The sequence below is a fragment of the Nocardia fodinahabitans genome, from assembly GCF_052983615.1.
Map to the genome: position 1 here is coordinate 1,303,713 of NZ_JBRJJC010000001.1, position 18,834 is coordinate 1,322,546.

The following is an 18,834-nucleotide window of genomic DNA, read 5'->3' on the forward strand; positions in this document are numbered from 1 at the left end:
CGGCGAGGGGTCGCCGCCACCACCGGGCTCACTCGCGGTCGAGCGCCGCCGCCAGCGCGGGTCCGATCGTGGCCAGGGCGGTCGCGCCGGTGATGTCCCAGTGGGTGGCGTCGACAGGAACATCGCGGATCTCGCCGCCGATGTGGTCCCGCCACGCCCCCGCGGCTCGGCCCGCGCCGCGGTCGTCGCGGCCCGCGGTGAAGAACAGCAGGTCGCCGTGGAAGACGCGGGGCCGGTGCGCCGCGCCGATCACCTGGGCGTGCAGGATGCCCGCGAAGATCCGGTGCACCCGTTCGGCGGTCAGTTCCGTGAACGGTCCGGGCAGCTCGGCGACCAGCGTGACGGCGTCGTCGGGGGTGAATTCGCCCACCGGCGTGGCGAGTTCGTGCTCGGTACCGAACTGGCCGAGCAGATCGCCGACCGTCACCGGTGTCTCGCTGCGGTATCCGACGTCCCCGACGAAGGAGTCCAGCATGGCCAGGACCGTCACCCGTTCCCCCAGTTCCTGCAACCGCACGGCCATCGCGTGGGCGATCACCCCGCCGACACACCAGCCGAGCAGTCGGTACGGCCCGTGTGGCTGGACGGCACGGATCCGCGCCACGTAGTCGTCGGCGAGCGCGTCGAGCGACTCCGGCAGCGGCGTGTCCTCGGCGATGGCCGGTGCTTGCAGTCCGTACACCGGGCAGTCGAGTTCGCCGGTCAGCCCCGCGAAGCTCCAGGCCAGCCCGACCACCGGATGCACGCAGAACAACGGCGCGCCGCTGCCCCGGCGGCGCAGCGTGAGCAGCGGCGTCAGCATGGATTCGTCTCCGCCCGCTGTGTTCTCGGCGATGCGGCGCGCCAGGCCGGCCGGGGTGGGGTCGGTGAACAGCCAGAGCAGCGCGATATCGGTGGCCAGCTCGGTCCGCAAGCGCGCCACCACACGGGTCGCGACCATCGAGTTGCCGCCGAGGTCGAAGAACGAGTCGTCGGCGCCGACCCGGTCGCGGCCGAGGAGTTCGGCGAAGACGGCGGCGACGCACTGCTCGACGGCGCCCGCCGGGGCATGGTAGGCGGCGGAACCGAACGCCGGGCTCGGCAACGCCGCGAGGTCGAGTTTGCCGTTCGCCGTCAGCGGCAGACTGTCGATGACGACGACCGCCGCCGGAATCTGGTGCTCCGGCAATCGGTCCCGCAGTTGAGCGCGGACCTCGGAGCCACTGACTCGCTCGCCACCACCGGGCACCACGTAGCCGATCAGCTGGTGTCCGGTCGCCGGGTCGTCTCGCACCACCACAACAGCGGCGCCGATCCGCGGGCACTCCAGCAGCGCCACTTCGACTTCGGCCGGTTCGATGCGATAGCCACGGATCTTCACCTGACGGTCCGCGCGACCGAAGTGCTCGAGGGTACCCGCGCGAGTCCAGCGGCCGAGATCACCCGAGCGATACAGGATGCCGCCTGCCGCAGCGGGATTCGCGACGTAGCGGGTGGCGGTGAGACCGGGGCGGTGCAGGTAGCCGCGGGTCACCTGGGCGCCGCCGACGTAGATCTCCCCGATGACGCCGGTCGGCACCGGCCGCAGCCGGTCGTCGAGCACGTGCACGGTGAGTCCGTCGAGCGGTCGGCCGACCGGGCTGCCCGCGCGCTCGGCGGCGCTGTCGGTGCGGGTCGTGTGGGTGACGTGCACGGTGGTCTCGGTGATGCCGAACATGTTGACCAGCTCGGGTCCGCTCGCACCGTGCCGAGCACGCCAGGCGGTGAGCCGGCGCGGGTCGAGCGCTTCGCCGCCGAAGACGATGCGCCGCAAGGCCAGTGGGCTGTCGGTGGCGCGGGCATCGGCGTCATCCAGACCGGCGAAGGCCGACGGGGTCTGACCGAGGATCGAGACCTGTTCGCGCACCAGCAGTTCCCGCAGTTGCTCGGGTGAGCGCGCGGTGTCCTGATCGACCACTACGAGCACCGCGCCGGTGGTGAGCGCACCCCACAGCTCCCACACCGAGAAGTCGAATGCCGTCGAATGGAACAGCGCCCAGACATCGGTGGATCGGGTGGACAGCACCCGACGGGTCCGGTCGAGCAGCGCGACGACATTGCGGTGTTCCACCGCGACACCTTTCGGCGTTCCGGTCGTCCCGGAGGTGTAGATCACGTAGGCGACGTTCGCCGCGTGGATCACGCCATCCGTGACTCCGGCGAGCCGCCCCTCCCGCACTTCCCGCCGCGCACCGGTCGGCTGTTGCCGATCTTCGGCGTCGACCTGCGCACGGTGGACGACGGGATACGTCGAGAGTGCCTGTGGCTCAGCAGTATCCAACGACGCAGCCCTGCCGGACGCGTACGGCGTGGCCGGCTCGGCGTGATGGACGACGAGCCCTTCGGCGATCACGCACACCGGCTGTGCGTCGGCCAGCAGGTAGTCGATCCGTTCCCGCGGATTCCCGGGGTCGATCGGAACATAGGCCGCCCCACTGCGCACCACCGCCACGATCGCCACCACCAGCTCGGCCGAGCGCGGTACGACGACGGCGACCCGCTGCTCCGGCCCCGCACCACGAGCCACGAGTTCCCGTGCCAGAGCCGCGCTGCGGTCATCGAGGTCCTGGTAGGTGAGGGTGGTCTCGCCCGCGCGCACGGCCACCGCGTGCCGATACCGATGCGCGGCGACCTCGAACAGATCGCGCAGCGTGCGGTCGTCGGTGCGGGCCACGGCGGGCACCGCCACGGGGTCGACCAGCGCGATATCGCCGACCGTCCGCGCCGGCTCGGCGGCGACCGCGCGGGCGATGCGCTCGATCGTCTCGGCGAACCGCGCGACGGTGTCGCGATCGAACAGGTCGGTCGCGTAGGTGATCGCCAGCCGCAGGGTGTCGGCCGCCGGGTCCGACATCGTCAGCTGGAGGTCGAACTTCGCCGGTGTCTCGGTGGGCTCGATCGGCTCGACGACGAGCCCGGCGAGGTCGGCCACGACCGGCTCGACCCCTGCCTCGGCGGTGAGCACGACCTGGAACAGCGGATGGTGCGCCCGGGTGCGCGGTGGATCGAGCGCCTCGACGACCCGCTCGAACGGGATATCGGCATTGGCCAGCGCGCCGAGGTCGATATCCCGGACCCGGGTGAGCAGAGCGGCGAAGGACTGCGCGAGATCGACGGTCGTGCGCAGCACCACCATGGCGACGAACATGCCGACGAGGTCGTCCAGTTCGGGACCGCCACGCCCGGCCACCGGGGTACCGATGACGATATCGGCGCAGCTGCCGGATCGGGCCAGCGCGACCGCGAGCACGGCATGCACCACCATGAACTGGGTCGCGCCGTGCGCCACCGCGATGCGGCGCAGGGCGGCGGTGAGCTCGACGTCGAGGGTGACATCGAGCACGGCGCCGTGCCCGGACGCCACGGGCGGGTGCGGGCGGTCGACGGGCAGCGGCAACCGTGGCGCCAGCCCGCTCAGCCGGGCCCGCCAGTACCGCAGCTGGCTGTCGAAGGTCGCGGCTCCGGCGGGATCGGCCAGCCAATCCTGGTGTGCCAGTGCGTAGTCGGCATAGGTGACCGGCAGCGGCGGCAGCTCCGGCACCGCGTCCCGGAGCCGAGCGGCGTACGCGCCGAGCAGATCCCGCAGCAGCGGGCCGAGCGACCAGCCGTCGGCGCTGATGTGGTGCACGACCACGGCCAGGGCGTGCTCGCGATCATCCAGCGCGAACAGCCTGGTGCGCAGCGGCAGGTCGACGGTGAGATCGAAACCGGCCGTGGCGAATTCGGCCACCGCGTCCGCGAGTTCCCCGGGGCGCACCGGCACCGGCGTGAGGGTGCTGCGCGCGTGGTCGATCGCCACGATGTGCTGGACGCCGACTCCGTCCAGCTCGGGATAGCGGGTGCGCAGCGGTTCGTGCCGTGCGACCACATCGTCGAGGGCGGCGCGCAACGCCTCGACCGACAGCGCCCCGCGCAGCCGCACCGTCAGCGCGATATTGTCCGCCGGTGACCGGTGGTCGATCCGGTTGAGCACCCACAGACGCTGCTGAGCGGGCGCCAGCGGCACCGGTTGCGGCCGGACCCGGCGGGTCACCGGTGGTCGCGGCGCCGCCTGCGCCAGATGGCGGATCGCGACGGCGAGCCGGGCCACGGTCGGCGCGTCGAATACGGTGCGGACGGGGATCTGCTTGCCGGTCGCCGCACCGACGCGCGCCCCGAGCTGCGCGGCGAGCAGGGAGTTCCCGCCCAGCGCGAAGAAATCGTCCTGAGCGGCCACCGATTCCACGCCGAGCAGTCCGGCCATGACCGTACCGATCAGCCGCTCGACCGAATCCATCGGCGCCGCACCGCCCTTGGAGGCGAAGACCGGGGCGGGCAGCGCGGCCCGGTCGACCTTGCCCACCGGGGTCAACGGCAGCTCGTCGAGGACGATCACCGTCGCGGGCACCGCATGCGCGGCGAGCCTGCTCCGCGCGAAGGCCAGCAGCGCGCCGATGTCGACGACCCGACCGGGCTCGGCCGTCACGTAACTCACCGGAACGCGCGCCCCGGCCGGTGTCCGCCATCCGGTCGTGATCGCCGAGCGAACCGCATCGTGCCCGGTGAGGACGGCGTCGATCTCGCCCGGCTCGACCCGGACGCCGAGCACCTTGAGCTGGAAATCGGTGCGGCCGAGGAACTCCAGCGACGCCGAGTCGCCGCGGTGCGCGCGAACCAGATCGCCCGTGCGGTACATCCGCGTGCCGGGCGGACCGAAGGGGTCGGCCACGAAGCGCGTCGCGGAGGTCCCCGGCCTGCGGCGGTAGCCCCGCGCGACACCGGGACCGGACAGATACAGCTCCCCCGGCTCACCGGGTGGCACCGGACGCAGGCGCTCGTCCAGAATCAGCGCCGACCAGCCCTCGAACACCGCGCCGAGCACCACCGGCTCGCCCGCGGACAGTGTTGTCGCGGTGACGAAGACCATCGTCTCGGTCGGCCCGTAGGCGTTGACGTAGATGCGCCCCGGCGCCCACCGGGCCACCAGCGCCGGGTCCGAGGCGTCACCGCCGACCACCAGCCCGCGCAGCGTCACGTGGCGCTGCGGGTCGAGGGTCGCCAGCACCCCGGGCGTGAGTACCGCGTGGGTGACCGCCTGTTCGGCGATGAGCTCGTCGAGTTCGCCACCGCCGGTGATCTCCGGCGGCACGATGACCGCCGTCGCGCCGTGCGTGAACGTCAGCATCAGCTCGAGCACGAACAGGTCGAAACCCGGTGAGCTGACCTGCAGGACGCGCGCCCGCTCGAACGAGCCGAGCCGCGCCGACACCGCCGCGACCAGCGTGGTGAGGCCGCGGTGGGTCATGGCGACGGACTTCGGCGCCCCGGTCGACCCGGAGGTGTAGAGAACGTAGGCGAGCTGGTCGAGGTGCGTCGGCGCGACCCGGTCGGCATCGGTGAGCGGCGCCGGATCGTGCCGCGCGCACCGCCGCGCGAGGTCGGGGTCGTCGAGCACCAACCAGGTGATCCAGGTCGGCAGTTCGGCGAGCATCGAGCGGGTGGTGATGCCGATCGTGGCGGCGGCGTCGGCCAGCAGATAGCGGCGCCGGGCCTGCGGTTGCCGCAAGTCCACCGGCAGGACGGCCGCGCCGGTCGCGGCCACCGCCCACACCGCGCGCACCAGCTCCGCCGAGCGCGGCAGGGCCAGCACCACCACCGATTCCGGGCCCACCGCGTGCTCGATCAGCTCCCTGGCGAGCCGATGCGCCGCACCGGCCAGGGTCGCGTAGGTCCAGCTTGCGTCACCGTCGACGACGGCGATCCCGGCGCCCGCTCCGCCGCGATCGAGGATGTCACCGAGGCTGGCCTGCTGTCCGATCGCGGTCATGCTCCGATTAGATCGGCAACCACACGGATCGGAAAACCCCGATTTCCATGGGCAAACCGCAGGTAGCAGCGTGATTGCTATCATGGCGGGCAGTGATCCATGACGTCGCGCCGTCCCGGCGCCGTTGCTCCGTCGCCGCCGTACGAGGAGGAAACATGGTTCAGGGTTCCGAGGGCGAACCGATCCCGCCCGCGTCCGACAATGCCGCCGATCTGGACCTGCCGTGGGCGCCGCGCGAGCACCCGTGGAATGGGCACCGCGCCGAGCACGACGCACTCGAATGGGCCAAGGGCGATCCGCGGAAGCTGGCCGGTATCTACCTGTACCGGCAGCCCGGCGGGAACCCGGCGACCGAGGCCGACTACAAGTTCCCGGTCGCCGACATCATCGACGGACAGCCCACCCGCGTCTTCCACGCCGTCACCAATGCCGCGGCCCGGCTCGACCAGGCCGATCTCCCCGAGGCCGATCGCGCCCGGGTGGCGGATCGGATCTCCGCCCTCTATCTGGACGCGGCGCAGGCCTTCGACGACCCGGACCTGCGGGCACCATGGGACCGCTGAGTCAGCGCAGGCCGCGGAAGAACGCGCGGATATCGCCGACCAGCAGGTCCGGCGCCTCCATCGCCGCGAAATGGCCGCCCCGGTCGAATTCCGACCAGTGCACGATGTTCGCGTTGCCCTCGGCGTAGCGGCGGATCGCGACGTCCTCGGCGAAGACCGCGACCCCGGTCGGCGTGGTCGACGGCGTGGTCGGCCAGGACCCGGCGTGCGTGGTCTCGTAGTACAGGGCGGCCGAGGAACCGGCGGTGCCGGTGAGCCAGTAGAGCATCACATTGGTCAGCAGGCGATCACGGTCCACGGCCGACTCCGGCAGTCCGTCCGCCGGGAACGTCCACTCCTTGAACTTCTCCACGATCCACGCGAGCTGGCCGATCGGTGAGTCGTGCAGGCCGTAGGCGAGGGTCTGCGGGCGGGTCGCCTGGATCCGGAAGTAGCCGCTGCCCTCACCTTTGAACAGTGCGAGCCGGTCGAGCCGGGCCAGTTCGGCCTCGGTCATCGTCGCCTTGTCCGCGTCGGTGACCGGCCCGAACGGCAGGAAGCCGACGGTCGCGGCATTGACGTGCACGCCGATCACCCGGTCACCACCCGCGCGGCCGACCTCCGGGGTGATGAACGCGCCCCAGTCACCACCCTGCGCGCCGAACCGCTCGTAACCGAGCCTGCTCATCAGCTCCACCCAGGCTGCTGCGATCCTGGCCGGATTCCAGCCGGCGTCCGACACCGGACCGGAGAATCCGTAGCCGGGCAGCGAGGGAATCACCAGGTGGAAGGCGTCGGCGGGATCGCCGCCGTGGGCGCCGGGATCGGTGAGCGGACCGATCACGTCGAGGAATTCGACGATCGACCCCGGCCAGCCGTGGGTGAGCAGCAGCGGCGTCGCGTCGGGGCGCGCCGACCGCACGTGCAGGAAGTGGATGCGCTGGCCGTCGATCTCGGTGGTGAACTGCGGGAACGCGTTCAGTTCCGCCTCGGCCGCCCGCCAGTCGTAGGTGCTGCGCCAGTACTCGGCCAGCTCCCGCAGGTATTCCACCGGAACGCCGCGGCTCCACTCGGCACCCGGCTGCTGGGTGGGCCAGCGCGCGTCGGTCAGCCGGCGGCGCAGGTCGTCCAGCTCGCGCTGAGCGATATCGATGCGGAACGGGGTGATGGCGTTGCTCATCTCTGCGAGGTTACGGCTGAAACCCGATCCCGGGAACCGTGTCGCCGACGCAAGCGCGGCCCGCGAACGCACAACGGCGGCGCACCCGAGTAGGTGCGCCGCCGCCGGAGTACGGGTTCGGTCAGAACTCCCAGTCCTCGTCCTCGGTGTTGACCGCCTTGCCGATGACGTAGCTCGAGCCCGAGCCGGAGAAGAAGTCGTGGTTCTCGTCGGCGTTGGGCGACAGCGCCGACAGGATGGCCGGGTTCACGTCGCACTCGTCCTTCGGGAACAGGCCCTCGTACCCGAGGTTCATCAGCGCTTTGTTGGCGTTGTAGCGCAGGAACTTCTTGACGTCCTCGGTGAGGCCGACCTCGTCGTAGAGGTCCTGGGTGTAGTCGACCTCGTTGTCGTAGAGCTCGAAGAGCAGCTCGAAGGTGTAGTTCTTGAGCTCGTCGCGCTCGGCCTGGGAGATCAGCTCGAGGCCCTTCTGGTACTTGTAGCCGATGTAGTAGCCGTGCACGGCCTCGTCGCGGATGATCAGGCGGATCATGTCGGCGGTGTTGGTGAGCTTGGCCCGCGAGGACCAGTGCATCGGCAGGTAGAAGCCGGAGTAGAACAGGAAGCTCTCCAGCAGCGTCGAGGCGACCTTGCGCTTGAGCGGGTCCTCGCCGTTGTAGTACGACAGGACGATCTCGGCCTTGCGCTGCAGGTTGCGGTTCTCCTCCGACCAGCGGAACGCCTCGTCGATCTCCTTCGACGAGCACAGGGTGGAGAAGATGGAGCTGTAGCTCTTGGCGTGCACCGACTCCATGAACGCGATGTTGGTGTACACCGCCTCCTCGTGCGGGGTGAGCGCGTCCGGGATGAGCGAGACCGCGCCGACGGTGCCCTGGATGGTGTCCAGCAGCGTCAGGCCGGTGAAGACCCGCATGGTGAGCTGCTTCTCGTCGGCGGTCAGCGTGTTCCAGGAGGGGATGTCGTTGGACACCGGCACCTTCTCCGGCAGCCAGAAGTTGCCGGTCAGCCGATCCCAGACCTCGGCGTCCTTCTCATCGGGCACCCGATTCCAGTTGATGGCGCTTACCCGATCGATGAGCTTCATTCCGCCTCCACACCTTTCCGCCTCCACCGTTGACCCGCACCGCCGCCGTGCACGAGCCCATTCACCCTGAACACTACTCGTAGTGGGTGACAACTCCCGCCAACACAACAGCTTGTGTTGCGACGCACCGAACCCAGCCACTCGGACAGGACACCCGCGCCACACACGCGGCCCCTATTGTGCGACACGACCGCCGTCGCACCACCATCGCATCGCCCGTGATTCGCCACATACGCGCGGGGACGCCCCGCCGGGTGAATCCGGCCACTCGGCGTGCTTTGCATTCTCACCGGGCACCCGGCAAACTGCGGCTCGCGGGTCCCGCCACGGACGCGTGATCATGACAGGGGGATCCACCATGCTTCGCCGACTCCTCGCCACCGTCGTTCCGGTCCTTCTCCTGCTCGGATCGACGGGCTGCGAGGATCCGCGCCCGGTGACCGTCCGCCCGCCGATCGCCTGGACCACCCCGCCGACCACCGATACGGAGCGGCGCGCGGTACTGGCCGCCGCCCGTGCGATCGACCCGTGCGCGCTGATCCCCCGGGCCACGCTCGACGCGCTCGGCACGGTGCAGACGGTCGACGCGACGGCCCCCGATTCCTGTGTCGCGGAATTGAATTCGACCGACCTCGGCAAGCAGACGCGGCTGGCCTGGACCGTGCTCGTCGCCCCGAGCCCGTCGGACCCCTACCCCGGCGGCGTGGAACGCACGATCGGCGACGCGACGGTTCTCGCCGACCGGGACACCGAGCCGGAACCTGACGTCGTGGTCCGTTCCTGCGCGGCGCGGGCCCGATTCCCCGTGACCATCGGACTCTTCGTCCATGCGGCGACGCCGATCACCGACCTGCCGTGCGCGCTCCTCGACCGGGTGCTGCCCGGCGCGCTGGAGCTGCTGCGCACCCAGCCCGCGATCGGAACCTCCCCCGACACCCCGAAAACCGCTCTGGCCGTGGCGGATCCGTGCGCGGTGCTGTCCGAGCTCGGCGTCACCACCCCGCTCGACCGGCAGCTCCTGCACCGGTGCGTCTTCGACTACCAGGGCACCAAGGTCGACCTGCAGTACCAGTACGACTACAAGGGCATGGTGGCGAAGGGTGACCCGATCCTGGTCGTCAACGGACATCCCGGGCACGATCTGCGCAGTCCCACCGAAAACTCCTGGTACGGAGCGATTCTCGGACCGCCGCTGACCCCACCGGGCAATCCGTCGCCCCTCGGCCCCCGGGTGCCGGTCGTCAAACTGATGGGCCGCGATCCCACCGTCTTGCGAGAAGTCCTGAGCCACACCGCCGAACTGTTCCCGGAGGACTGACGTGCGCCGACTCGTTCCGCTCATCGCGATGGCCCTGACCTTGCTCGCGTGCCAGCGCGCCGAGGCGCCGGACACCATGCCGACCGGCGGATTCTGGTCCACTGCGGCGGTTTCCGATCAGGAGAAGGCGGCGGTGCTGCGCAAGGTGCGGGCGATCGACGCGTGCGCGCTGATCCCGCGCGAGTCGGTGACGGGGCTGGGGACCGTACGGGACGTGGAGAACGTGCATCCGAACCAGTGCCGGATGGGAATCGCGGTCGACGGGCACCTCACCGGGATCGACGCGACCTGGACCACCGGGGTGATGTTCTCCGGCGAACCCACCATGGACGCGCCGGTGACCGAGCAGGCCATGGGCGATGTGCGGGTGCTCTTCGACGACGAGCCGTCCGGCTCGGCCGACCCGCAGGTGCGCGGCGGCTGCCAGGTGTGGGCCCACTTCGTCGCGGGCGCCGATCTGTCGATGAGCGTGCGGGCGCCGAAGGACGCGTGCACCACCGCGGCGGCCCTGATGCGGACCGCGCTGACCCGATGGCGCACGGACCCGGCGCAGGGTAGCTCGCCCGATTCGGACCGGACGGTGGTCACCGGGGCCGATCCGTGCGCGGTCGCGCCGCTGCTCGGAGTCCGGGTGCCGGTGACCGATCAGGGTGTCACGACGTGCAGGCTGACCGTCGACGGTCACCAGGCGATCATCACCTACGACTACAACGCGGAACGCTCGATCACCGACGACACCCCGGCCTTCACCGTGGGCGCGCGGCAGGTCTACCTTTTCGACGCGCCCGCCGCGCAGTCCGGCATCGCCTCGCTCACCGCGATCGTCGGCCCCGCCATGGCGGCGGGCCCCACCGACGCCCTGCTCGGCCCGCGCGTGCCGACAGTCTCGGTCACCGCCGACTCCGGCACCGCCGAGAAGATCATGCGCGAGACGCTGCCGCTGCTGAACTGAGACCCGCGCGGTCACAACGTTCTGGGAACGACCGGCGGAGATGTTTGCGACCGGGTTGCCCCGGCGGGCAGACTCGGTGGTCGGGCGCGCGTCCGAGCCCGGTTCCGCCGAGGACAGGGGTGCTGATGGACCGGAGGATGGCGCTGGCTGCTACCGCGTTGCTCCTCTGCGCCGGATGCGGCGACGACGAGGGCTCGACACCCGACTACGCGACGTTGCCGCCGCCACCGGCCCCGGTGATGCCCGCCCCGCCGCCGGAGTTCTGGTCGCAGGTCCCGCGGGATCAGGCTGGGCGGGAGGCGGTGGCCCAGGCGACCCGCCAGGTCGACGTCTGCGCCGTCCTGCCCCGCGAGGCGCTGGCACCGCTCGGCGACATCACCAGCGTCACCGTCGGTCTGGATTCGTGCCGGGCGATCCTGGGCAGCGCCACCTCCGGCGCGGGCACCACCCTCACCTGGCACGCCACCCTGCTGCCCGGCCTGACGCCGAGCGGCCGGGGCGTGACCAAGCCGCTCGGCGACGTCACCGTGCGCCTGGTTCCCGACCGCGACGCGGGCGAACCCCGCGCATGCGGCGCGACCGCCCACTTCCCGTCCGGCGCCGCGTTCTATCTCGGCCTGTCCACGCCGCCGGGAAAGAACCCGTGCACGGTCGCCGACGAACTGGTCCCCGGCATGATCGACCGCTGGCGGCAGTCGCCACCCCAGGGCACCTCCCCCGACACGGTCCCGACCGTGCTGCTCGGCGCCGACCCGTGCACGGTCCGCACGAAACTCGCCGACACCGTCCCCGACGACGAACAACGGCTGACCCAATGCCTGTTCGGCTATCGCGGCGAGAAGATCACCGTCGGCTACGAGTACCGCGTACCCGCCTACCTGGCCGCCAACAGCACCGAGGAACACCTCGACGGCCGCGTCGTGCACCGCTCGGTCTCGGTCTACGACAACCGGATTCCGATCTACACCGCCGCCGTCGGCCCCGAACTACCGGCCGAATCCACCGCCTTCGGCCGCCGCATCCCCATCGTGGAGGTCGTCGCCGCCACCGACGACGTCGCCAGAGACGTGATGACGCGCGCCCTCACCCTGTTCCCCCAGGGCTGACGCCGGCCGCGAATTCGGGTCAGATGCCGAGGACCAGCTTGGCGGTGGTGAAGTAGATGATCAGGCCGGTGGCGTCGACCAGAGTGGTGACCATCGGGGCCGAGACGACGGCGGGGTCGATGCGGAACTTCTTGGCCAGCAACGGCATCGTGCCGCCGATGGTGGCGGCCCAACCGCAGATGATGACCAGGGTGATGGCGACGACGACGGCGATCTTGGGCCCGACGAACAGCGTGCCGATCAACAGGCCGGCGGCGGCGAGCATGCTGCCGAGCACCAGGCCCACCCGGCATTCCCGCCAGATCACCTTGAACAGGTCCGACACCCGCACCTCGCCGACGGCCAGGGCGCGCACACACGCCGTCGCCGCCTGGGCACCCGCGTTGCCGCCCGCGCCGATCAGCAGCGGGATGAACAGCGCCAGGCTGGCCGCCTGCTCGAGCGTGGTGGAGAAGACGTCGGTGACGCTGACGGTCAGGGTGGCGGCGAACAGCAGCAGCATCAGCCACAGCGCCCGGTAGCGCGCCAGCTGGAACACCTTGGCGGCCATGTAGTGCCCCTCCCACGGCGCCGAACCGGCCTGCTTGGCCACGTCCTCGCTGTCGGCGGCCTCGAGCACCTCCATCGCGTCGTCGATGGTGAGCAGCCCGACGACCCGGTCCTCGCTGTCGACGACAACCAGGTTGATGTCGTTGGTGGAGCTCATCAGGCGCGCGGCCTTCTCGGCGGAGTCGGTGGCCCGCGCGAACGCCGGCTCGGTGACGACCAGTTCGGACACCATCGCGTCCGGCGCGTGCAGCACCAGCTCGCGCAGCTCGACGATGCCGGTGAGCCGGCGACCACAGTCGACGACCGGCAGCGTGTACACGGTCTCGGCGTTGCCGCCCTTGGCGCGCACCCAGGCCAGCGCCTGCGCGACGGTCAGATTGTCCGGCAGCGCAACGACTTCCGGCGTCATGTACAGACCGACCGAGCCCTCCGGGTAGCCCAGCAGCGCGGCGGTCATCCGGCGCTCGCGCGGGCTCAGCCCGGCCAGCACCTTCTTGGCCACCTTGGCCGGCGCCTCGTGCAGCATGCGGGCGCGATCGTCGGGGTCCATCGCCTCGACCAGATCGCGAAAGCTCTTCTCGCGCAGGCCCTGCAGGATCTGCTGCTGGTCGACCGGCTCGAGCTCCTCGAACACGGTGATCGCGCGATCCTTGTCCAGCAGCCGGAACACGACGCCCGCCTGCACGGCGTCCATCCGGGCCAGCGCGTCGGCGATGACGTGCGGCGGGCGGTTGTCGAGCCACTCCATGGCGCCGTCGACCCGGTGGGTCTCGACGAGGTGGCGCACCGATTCCGACAGGATCTCCAGCGCCTCGGTCACCGAGTGATCATCGGCACCGGAGCGATGGTGCTGCTGCGGCGAATCCGCTTCCGGCACAGCGGAATCAGCGGGTACGTGACGTGCTTCGACGAGGTCGATCTGCGACATGGGAGAGTCCTCTGGCGCGACAGCGCGCATGCCTGCGGCCGAGCCGCAGGGATGCTACGAAAGTGGATCGGGAGACGGTGCTGCACACCGCGGGCGTCCACCGCCACGACCGTCACGCACAGCCGAAGGAAATCGACCGGGAATCAGCGAGAGAGCGAAGGGGCGACGCCGCGCGGCCTTCGACTGGGGGGTTCGCTGCGCATCGCAACACCACCTCCTCGTCGTCGCTGCAGGCCATCGCCGCTGCAGATCACTTGGAGTACCCACCCGGGCACACCCTTCCACCTGCAGGGTACATGCGGAGCCCAGACGTTTCATCTTTACACTGACGTACCACTGGTCACAGTGACCTCGATCACATATCGCGCGGCAGTCCGGCGACAATGGTGTCGACGGCTTGCTCGGCCAGACGCCACAGCTCGGCGCGGTCGAGATGACGCAGCGGCCCCCGCAGCGCGAGCTCGGCGAAGCCGTGCACGGTGGACCAGCAACTCCAGGTCGCCGCCGGGCGCGCCGCGGGCGCCAGATCCCCGATGTGGACCATCATGTCGAGCGCGTCGGCGAGAGCGAGGTAGGCGGGCGAGTCGAGCACCGACTCCGGTGAGGTGTCGCCCGCGCCGAAGAACGCGACGGCGAACCAGCCCGGCTCGGCCAGCGCGAAGTCGACGTAGCCGAGACCGACGGCGCGCAGGCTGTCGCGCGGGGTGGCCAAGCCCCGGTCGGTGGCCATGCCGGTCGCCATCGCGGCCTCGATCGCCGCCGACACCGCGCGCAGCAGCGCCTGCCGGTCGGGAAAGTGCCGGTAGGCGGCGTTCGGCGTGACCCCGACCCGGCGGGTGACCTCGCGGATCGTCAGCGCGTCGGGACCGCCGGTCCTGGTGAGTTCCAGCCCGGCCTCGATCAGCGCGGCAGCGAGGTCGCCGTGGTGATAGGCCAACCCTGGAGCTCCCTCCGAACGAAGTGTACAGTGTGAACATATCAAATGTGCACGCCGTACACATTCAAGGAGTCGCCCCATGACCGCATTGCCGACCATCGTCGATCGCGACACCTGGCAGGCCGAACTCGACAAACTCCGGATCAGGGAGAAGGCCGCGACGCGCGAACTCGACGCCGTCGCCGCGCAACGGCGCAGGCTGCCCGCCGTCGAACTTCCCCCGTACACGCTGAAAGCCGAAGACGGGAGCGATGTTTCGCTCGCCGAGGTCTTCGACGGACACTCCCAGCTGATCACCTATCACCACATGTGGACCGACGGGAACACCTGGCAGTGCCCCGGCTGCACCGGCCTCACCGCGCAGTACGCCCGGCTGGATTTCCTCGCCGCCTACGACGCGCGCTTCGTCATCGTGACCCAGGGCCCGATCGAGGAGGCGCTCGCCTACAAGCGCCGGGTCGGGAACACGATGACCTGGTACTCCACCCACGACAGCCCGTTCGGCGCCGACATGGGCGCGGGTCCCGGCGCGGGCTTCGCGGTGAACACCTTCCTGCGCGACGGCGACACCGTCTATCGCAGCTGGCACACCGACGGCCGCGGCACCGAGCAACTCGCCTACACCTTCGGCCTGATCGACGCGCTCCCCTACGGCAGGCAGGAGGAATGGCAGGACAGCCCCGAGGGCTGGCCGCAGTCACCGACCTACAGCCGCTGGCCCAGCTCCAAGGACATCGCCGCCTCCTACGGCGACCCGAACGCCTGACCCGCCGCGTCGAGATCGGCGCCGATCACCCGCTCGACCGTGGGCCAGTCGGGCGTGTGGCGCAGCCAGTCCGGCGCGGGCTCGGCCTGCACACCGAACAGGTACAGCCGCGGCACCAGCCCGCGCAGCGCCCGATGCACGTCGACGCGGTCGTCGATCATGTGGGTGATGCCCAATTCCGCCGAAGCGGGTCACCAGCCGGGCCAGCACCTCGAAGGCGTGCGGGGTGGGTGGGGTGCTCATCGCCTCGGCGAAGCCGCCGGACAGGAAGACCGTGTCCGCGGCGCCCGGCGCGAGCGCCGCCCCCTGGACGACCCGGCCGAAGTCCACGCCAAGGCGTGGTATTCGCATATCGTTCATACGGGTACCAGCATGCCCGCCGGCACCGGCGACGCCAAGCGAATAACCGCCGGTCCTCCGATTCAGTGCGCCGAGCGTTCGATAGTTGCCTCGGTGCGCGGCAGTGGGAAAAGTGGGCAGCTTCGGCTCGATCGACACACTGAGGAGAATCACGTGCGGTTCGGCATCTTCGTCCCCCAGGGCTGGCGGCTCGACCTGGTCGGTATCGAACCGGCGGACCAGTGGGCGGTGATGCGTGCGCTCGCCCAGCGGTTCGATACCGGCACCGACTGGGAATCGATCTGGGTCTACGACCACTTCCACACCGTGCCGGTGCCGACCGACGAGGCCACCCACGAGGCGTGGACCCTGATGTCGGCCTTCGCCGCAGGCACCACCCGCGTGCGACTCGGGCAGATGTGTACCGCCATGAGCTACCGCAACCCCGCCTACCTCGCCAAGGTGGCCGCCACCGTCGACCTGATCTCGGGCGGCCGGGTGGAGATGGGCATCGGCGGCGGCTGGTACGAACACGAGTGGCGCGCTTACGGTTACGGCTTCCCGTCGGCCGGTGAGCGCTTGGGCCGTCTCGACGAGGGCGTGCAGATCTTCCGGCAGGCCTGGCGGACCGGACGGGCGACCCTGGACGGGAAGTACTACCAGGTCGACGACGCCATCGTGCGCCCGAAACCGTTGCAGGAAAACGGTATCCCGATCTGGATCGCCGGGGGCGGCGAGAAGAAGACGCTGCGGATCGCCGCGATGTACGCCGACTACACCAACTTCAGCGGTGACCCGGCGGAGTTCACCCACAAGTCGGAGATCCTGCGTCAGCACTGCGCCGAGGTCGGCACCGATTTCGGCGCGATCACCCGCAGCGCCAACTTCAACGCTATCGTCGGCAGCACCGAATCCGAAGTCCAGGAACGCCTGTCCGCCGTCATCGACCGCTACACCCCGTTCCTCGGCGCCGACGAGGCCAAGGTCCGCGTGCACGAGCAGTTCGACACCAGCGCCGCCGTCGGCACCCCCGAGCAGATCGTCGAACGCCTCACCGCCGTCAAGGATCTCGGCCTCGACTACGCCATCTTCAACTTCCCCGAGGCCGCCTACGACACCTCCGGCATCGAACTCCTCGAACGCGAAGTACTTCCCGCCCTGCGCTGACCCCCGCCCCCGAGATCGCGACGCTCACCCGCAGGAGCGATGCGGGGGCGGACCAGCGCGAAACAACACCACTGCAGGTCGTCATCGCAGTGCTGTCGCCGCCCTGAGCCCCAGCTGCGCCCGGGGCTCGATATCCGCACCGGCCGTGGCGATTCCACCCCCTCTGTGTCCTTGACCACATCGGTAGTCGGCCGCTATGGTCTCACGCCAGGCACTTGGACGTGCGTTCAACTGGACGCATGTCCACCAGTGGATCGAGGGACACTGATGGCGAGAGCGGGCATTCGGCGGCGGCGTGGGCCGGGGCGATCGTCGAGGTGGGGGCGGTGGGCGGCGGTGTCGGCACTGGTGGCGGGCATGATCGTGAGCGGCGAGGTCGGGCCCGTCGGCGCGGAGCCGGGGATGACGCCGTTGCGGGCGCAGGGGGCGGCGCTGGTCGACGGGTTCGGACGGACCGTGCTGCTGCACGGAGTGAACACCGTCGACAAGGACGCGCCGTATCTGCAGCCCGGTGACGGGTTCGCGCTGAGCGACGACGCGGCGGCGCTGCTCGCCCGGCACGGGTTCAACACGGTGCGGCTCGGGGTGTCCTTCGACGGGTTGATGCCGACCGAGGGCGCCGTCGACACGGCCTATCTCGATCGCGTGGCGGCCGTGGTGGACACCCTTGCCGCGCACGGGATCTACACACTGCTCGACAATCACCAGGACGGGCTATCGGAAATCTGGGGCGGCAACGGTTTTCCCGAGTGGGCGATCCGGGCCAGGCCGGGCGACGGCGAGCCGAATCCCGGCTTCCCGCTGTACTACCTGATGCCGAGCATGAACGCCGGGTGGGACGAGGTCTGGAACAACACCTACGGTGTCCTCGATCATCTCGGGACCGCCCTCGGCGCGCTCGCCGAGCGGATGAACGGGCGCGCGAGCGTGCTCGGGATCGAACTGCTCAACGAACCCTGGCCCGGCACACCGTTTCTCACCTGCTTCCCGGACGGCTGCCCGGACTTCGACGCCAAGTACCAGCGCGCGCTACAACGGCTGACCGACGCGGTGCGGGCTCGCAACGGCGCGGTGCCGGTGTTCTGGGAGCCGAATGTCACCTGGAACGAGACGATGCCGAGTCATCTCGGCAAGAATCCGCCGATCACCAGCCCGAACATCGTGTTCTCCCCGCACGACTACTGCATCCCCAGCCAGCTCGCCATCTACCTCGGACTGTCCGAAGAACTGCGCGCGGTGTGCCCGGTACAGCAGGACAAGACCTGGTCCAATATCGACTCCTTCACCGACCGCACCGACATCCCCACCATGGTCACCGAATTCGGCGACGGCGATCCGACCGTGTTGCGCAACACCACCACGCGCGCCGATGAGCGCTTCATCGGCTGGCACTACTGGCATTTCCGCGGCACCGGCGGCGACCCCTTCCACGGCGACCTCGGCCGCGAACTGGTCCGCACGTATCCGCAGGCCACCGCGGGCACCCCGGAGGCGATGGTGTTCGATTCGGCGACCGGCGATTTCGCCTATCGCTACCGACCGGGAGCCGCGTCGGCGCCGACCGAGATCTATGTCTCCGACCTGGCCCTGCCGGACACCTACGAGGTGCAGGTGATCGGCGGCCGGGTGACCTCGGCGGCCGGTGCGCGGGTGGTCACCGTGGTGGCCGACGGCACCGCACCGGTCACCGTCCGCATCCACCGGCCCGGATCGCCGGGCGCCGAATTCCCCGACGGCAACAGCGGCAGCGGTACCGGCTCGGCGTCGGGCCTGCCGCGCATTCTCACCGGATCGGCCGGTTAGCCGCACCGCCGCCCCGCTGCCCCTTCCCCGGCCGCGGGGCGGGGCGGTCCCGCTTACCCCTGTGACGTTCCGCGGCCACCCGACGTGCCTCGCGGAGATGGCGTTCGATATCCGCGGGGTCGTCCTCGATGGAGATGTCGACCGCCGTCTCGGCGAGTGCGTCGTATTGGCGCCGCCGACGCAGCTCGCGATAGTCCAGGACGTCGTCGAGTTTCAGACGGTGCCGGGTACCGATTCGCTCCGCGGGCAGTTCCCCCTTCTCGATCAGGCGTTTCACCGTCGGTCGACTGACCCCGAGCAGATCGGCGGCCTGCTGAGACGTCAAGGTCATGCTGTGGG

14 protein-coding genes are annotated in these 18,834 nt (G+C 70.2%); 7 read left to right on the top strand and 7 right to left on the bottom strand.

The genetic code is table 11. From position 1 onward, the window contains the following. Window positions 1–28 precede the first annotated feature (28 nt). On the bottom strand, window positions 29–5,824 hold the full coding sequence (locus NV348_RS06165) for a non-ribosomal peptide synthetase (protein WP_447146122.1): 5,796 nt from the start codon (window positions 5,822–5,824) through the stop codon (window positions 29–31). A gap of 155 nt (window positions 5,825–5,979) precedes the next feature. Here NV348_RS06165 and NV348_RS06170 point away from each other — a divergent pair, with 155 nt between their 5' ends. Beyond that, window positions 5,980–6,387 carry a hypothetical protein gene (locus NV348_RS06170; RefSeq protein WP_447146123.1) on the top strand — a complete coding sequence of 136 codons (408 nt, stop codon included), beginning with the start codon at window positions 5,980–5,982 and terminating at the stop codon, window positions 6,385–6,387. A 1-nt stretch (window position 6,388) separates the two neighbouring features. Here NV348_RS06170 and NV348_RS06175 read toward each other — a convergent pair whose 3' ends face one another. Beyond that, window positions 6,389–7,546, bottom strand: coding sequence for an epoxide hydrolase family protein (locus NV348_RS06175; protein ID WP_447146124.1), 1,158 nt, complete (start codon window positions 7,544–7,546; stop codon window positions 6,389–6,391). Window positions 7,547–7,667: 121 nt separating this feature from the next. Next, entirely contained in the window at window positions 7,668–8,630 is a 963-nt protein-coding gene (gene nrdF / locus NV348_RS06180) for a class 1b ribonucleoside-diphosphate reductase subunit beta (RefSeq protein WP_447146125.1), read from the bottom strand. 358 nt (window positions 8,631–8,988) lie between these two features. On the opposite strand from nrdF, the gene NV348_RS06185 reads away from it, so the two are divergent. The 3 genes from NV348_RS06185 to NV348_RS06195 all read left to right on the top strand — a co-directional run bounded on the left by NV348_RS06185 (window position 8,989) and on the right by NV348_RS06195 (window position 12,006). After that, a complete protein-coding gene (locus NV348_RS06185) occupies window positions 8,989–9,948 on the top strand; it encodes a hypothetical protein (protein WP_447146126.1) in 960 nt (319 codons plus the stop codon). Window position 9,949: 1 nt separating this feature from the next. Next, window positions 9,950–10,900: a hypothetical protein gene (locus NV348_RS06190; protein WP_447146127.1), complete on the top strand. Its 951-nt coding sequence runs from the start codon at window positions 9,950–9,952 to the stop codon at window positions 10,898–10,900. A gap of 137 nt (window positions 10,901–11,037) precedes the next feature. Then, on the top strand, window positions 11,038–12,006 hold the full coding sequence (locus tag NV348_RS06195) for a peptidase (protein WP_447146128.1): 969 nt from the start codon (window positions 11,038–11,040) through the stop codon (window positions 12,004–12,006). 19 nt (window positions 12,007–12,025) lie between these two features. Here NV348_RS06195 and mgtE read toward each other — a convergent pair whose 3' ends face one another. Together mgtE and NV348_RS06205 are read right to left on the bottom strand one after the other, a co-directional pair. Beyond that, a complete protein-coding gene (gene mgtE / locus NV348_RS06200; protein ID WP_447146129.1) occupies window positions 12,026–13,483 on the bottom strand; it encodes a magnesium transporter in 1,458 nt (485 codons plus the stop codon). 355 nt (window positions 13,484–13,838) lie between these two features. Continuing rightward, window positions 13,839–14,420, bottom strand: coding sequence for a TetR/AcrR family transcriptional regulator (locus tag NV348_RS06205; RefSeq protein ID WP_447146130.1), 582 nt, complete (start codon window positions 14,418–14,420; stop codon window positions 13,839–13,841). A gap of 79 nt (window positions 14,421–14,499) precedes the next feature. Between NV348_RS06205 and NV348_RS06210 the strand changes: the two genes are divergently transcribed. Beyond that, the gene (locus NV348_RS06210) at window positions 14,500–15,186 is read left to right on the top strand and encodes a DUF899 domain-containing protein (protein ID WP_447146131.1); all 687 of its coding nucleotides are present in this window, start codon (window positions 14,500–14,502) and stop codon (window positions 15,184–15,186) included. On the opposite strand, the gene NV348_RS06215 is transcribed toward NV348_RS06210, so the two are convergent. Further along, entirely contained in the window at window positions 15,165–15,347 is a 183-nt protein-coding gene (locus tag NV348_RS06215) for a hypothetical protein (RefSeq protein WP_447146132.1), read from the bottom strand. The genes NV348_RS06210 and NV348_RS06215 overlap by 22 nt on opposite strands. A 352-nt stretch (window positions 15,348–15,699) precedes the next feature. Between NV348_RS06215 and NV348_RS06220 the strand changes: the two genes are divergently transcribed. Together NV348_RS06220 and NV348_RS06225 are read left to right on the top strand one after the other, a co-directional pair. Continuing rightward, on the top strand, window positions 15,700–16,692 hold the full coding sequence (locus NV348_RS06220) for an LLM class F420-dependent oxidoreductase (RefSeq protein WP_447146133.1): 993 nt from the start codon (window positions 15,700–15,702) through the stop codon (window positions 16,690–16,692). A gap of 357 nt (window positions 16,693–17,049) precedes the next feature. Further along, complete coding sequence (locus tag NV348_RS06225) at window positions 17,050–18,495, top strand: endoglycoceramidase I (protein WP_495885079.1); 1,446 nt, start codon at window positions 17,050–17,052, stop codon at window positions 18,493–18,495. On the opposite strand, the gene NV348_RS06230 is transcribed toward NV348_RS06225, so the two are convergent. Further along, window positions 18,476–18,826 carry an excisionase family DNA-binding protein gene (locus NV348_RS06230; protein WP_447146135.1) on the bottom strand — a complete coding sequence of 117 codons (351 nt, stop codon included), beginning with the start codon at window positions 18,824–18,826 and terminating at the stop codon, window positions 18,476–18,478. The genes NV348_RS06225 and NV348_RS06230 overlap by 20 nt on opposite strands. Window positions 18,827–18,834 lie beyond the last annotated feature (8 nt).

Bases quoted from the DNA above. Each gene is read 5' to 3' on its own strand.
- NV348_RS06165 (WP_447146122.1), bottom strand. From the start codon at position 5,824: ATGACCGCGATCGGACAGCAGGCCAGCCTCGGTGACATCCTCGATCGC.
- NV348_RS06170 (WP_447146123.1), top strand. From the start codon at position 5,980: ATGGTTCAGGGTTCCGAGGGCGAACCGATCCCGCCCGCGTCCGACAAT.
- NV348_RS06175 (WP_447146124.1), bottom strand. From the start codon at position 7,546: ATGAGCAACGCCATCACCCCGTTCCGCATCGATATCGCTCAGCGCGAG.
- nrdF (WP_447146125.1), bottom strand. From the start codon at position 8,630: ATGAAGCTCATCGATCGGGTAAGCGCCATCAACTGGAATCGGGTGCCC.
- NV348_RS06185 (WP_447146126.1), top strand. From the start codon at position 8,989: ATGCTTCGCCGACTCCTCGCCACCGTCGTTCCGGTCCTTCTCCTGCTC.
- NV348_RS06195 (WP_447146128.1), top strand. From the start codon at position 11,038: ATGGCGCTGGCTGCTACCGCGTTGCTCCTCTGCGCCGGATGCGGCGAC.
- mgtE (WP_447146129.1), bottom strand. From the start codon at position 13,483: ATGTCGCAGATCGACCTCGTCGAAGCACGTCACGTACCCGCTGATTCC.
- NV348_RS06210 (WP_447146131.1), top strand. From the start codon at position 14,500: ATGACCGCATTGCCGACCATCGTCGATCGCGACACCTGGCAGGCCGAA.
- NV348_RS06215 (WP_447146132.1), bottom strand. From the start codon at position 15,347: ATGATCGACGACCGCGTCGACGTGCATCGGGCGCTGCGCGGGCTGGTG.
- NV348_RS06225 (WP_495885079.1), top strand. From the start codon at position 17,050: ATGATCGTGAGCGGCGAGGTCGGGCCCGTCGGCGCGGAGCCGGGGATG.
- NV348_RS06230 (WP_447146135.1), bottom strand. From the start codon at position 18,826: ATGACCTTGACGTCTCAGCAGGCCGCCGATCTGCTCGGGGTCAGTCGA.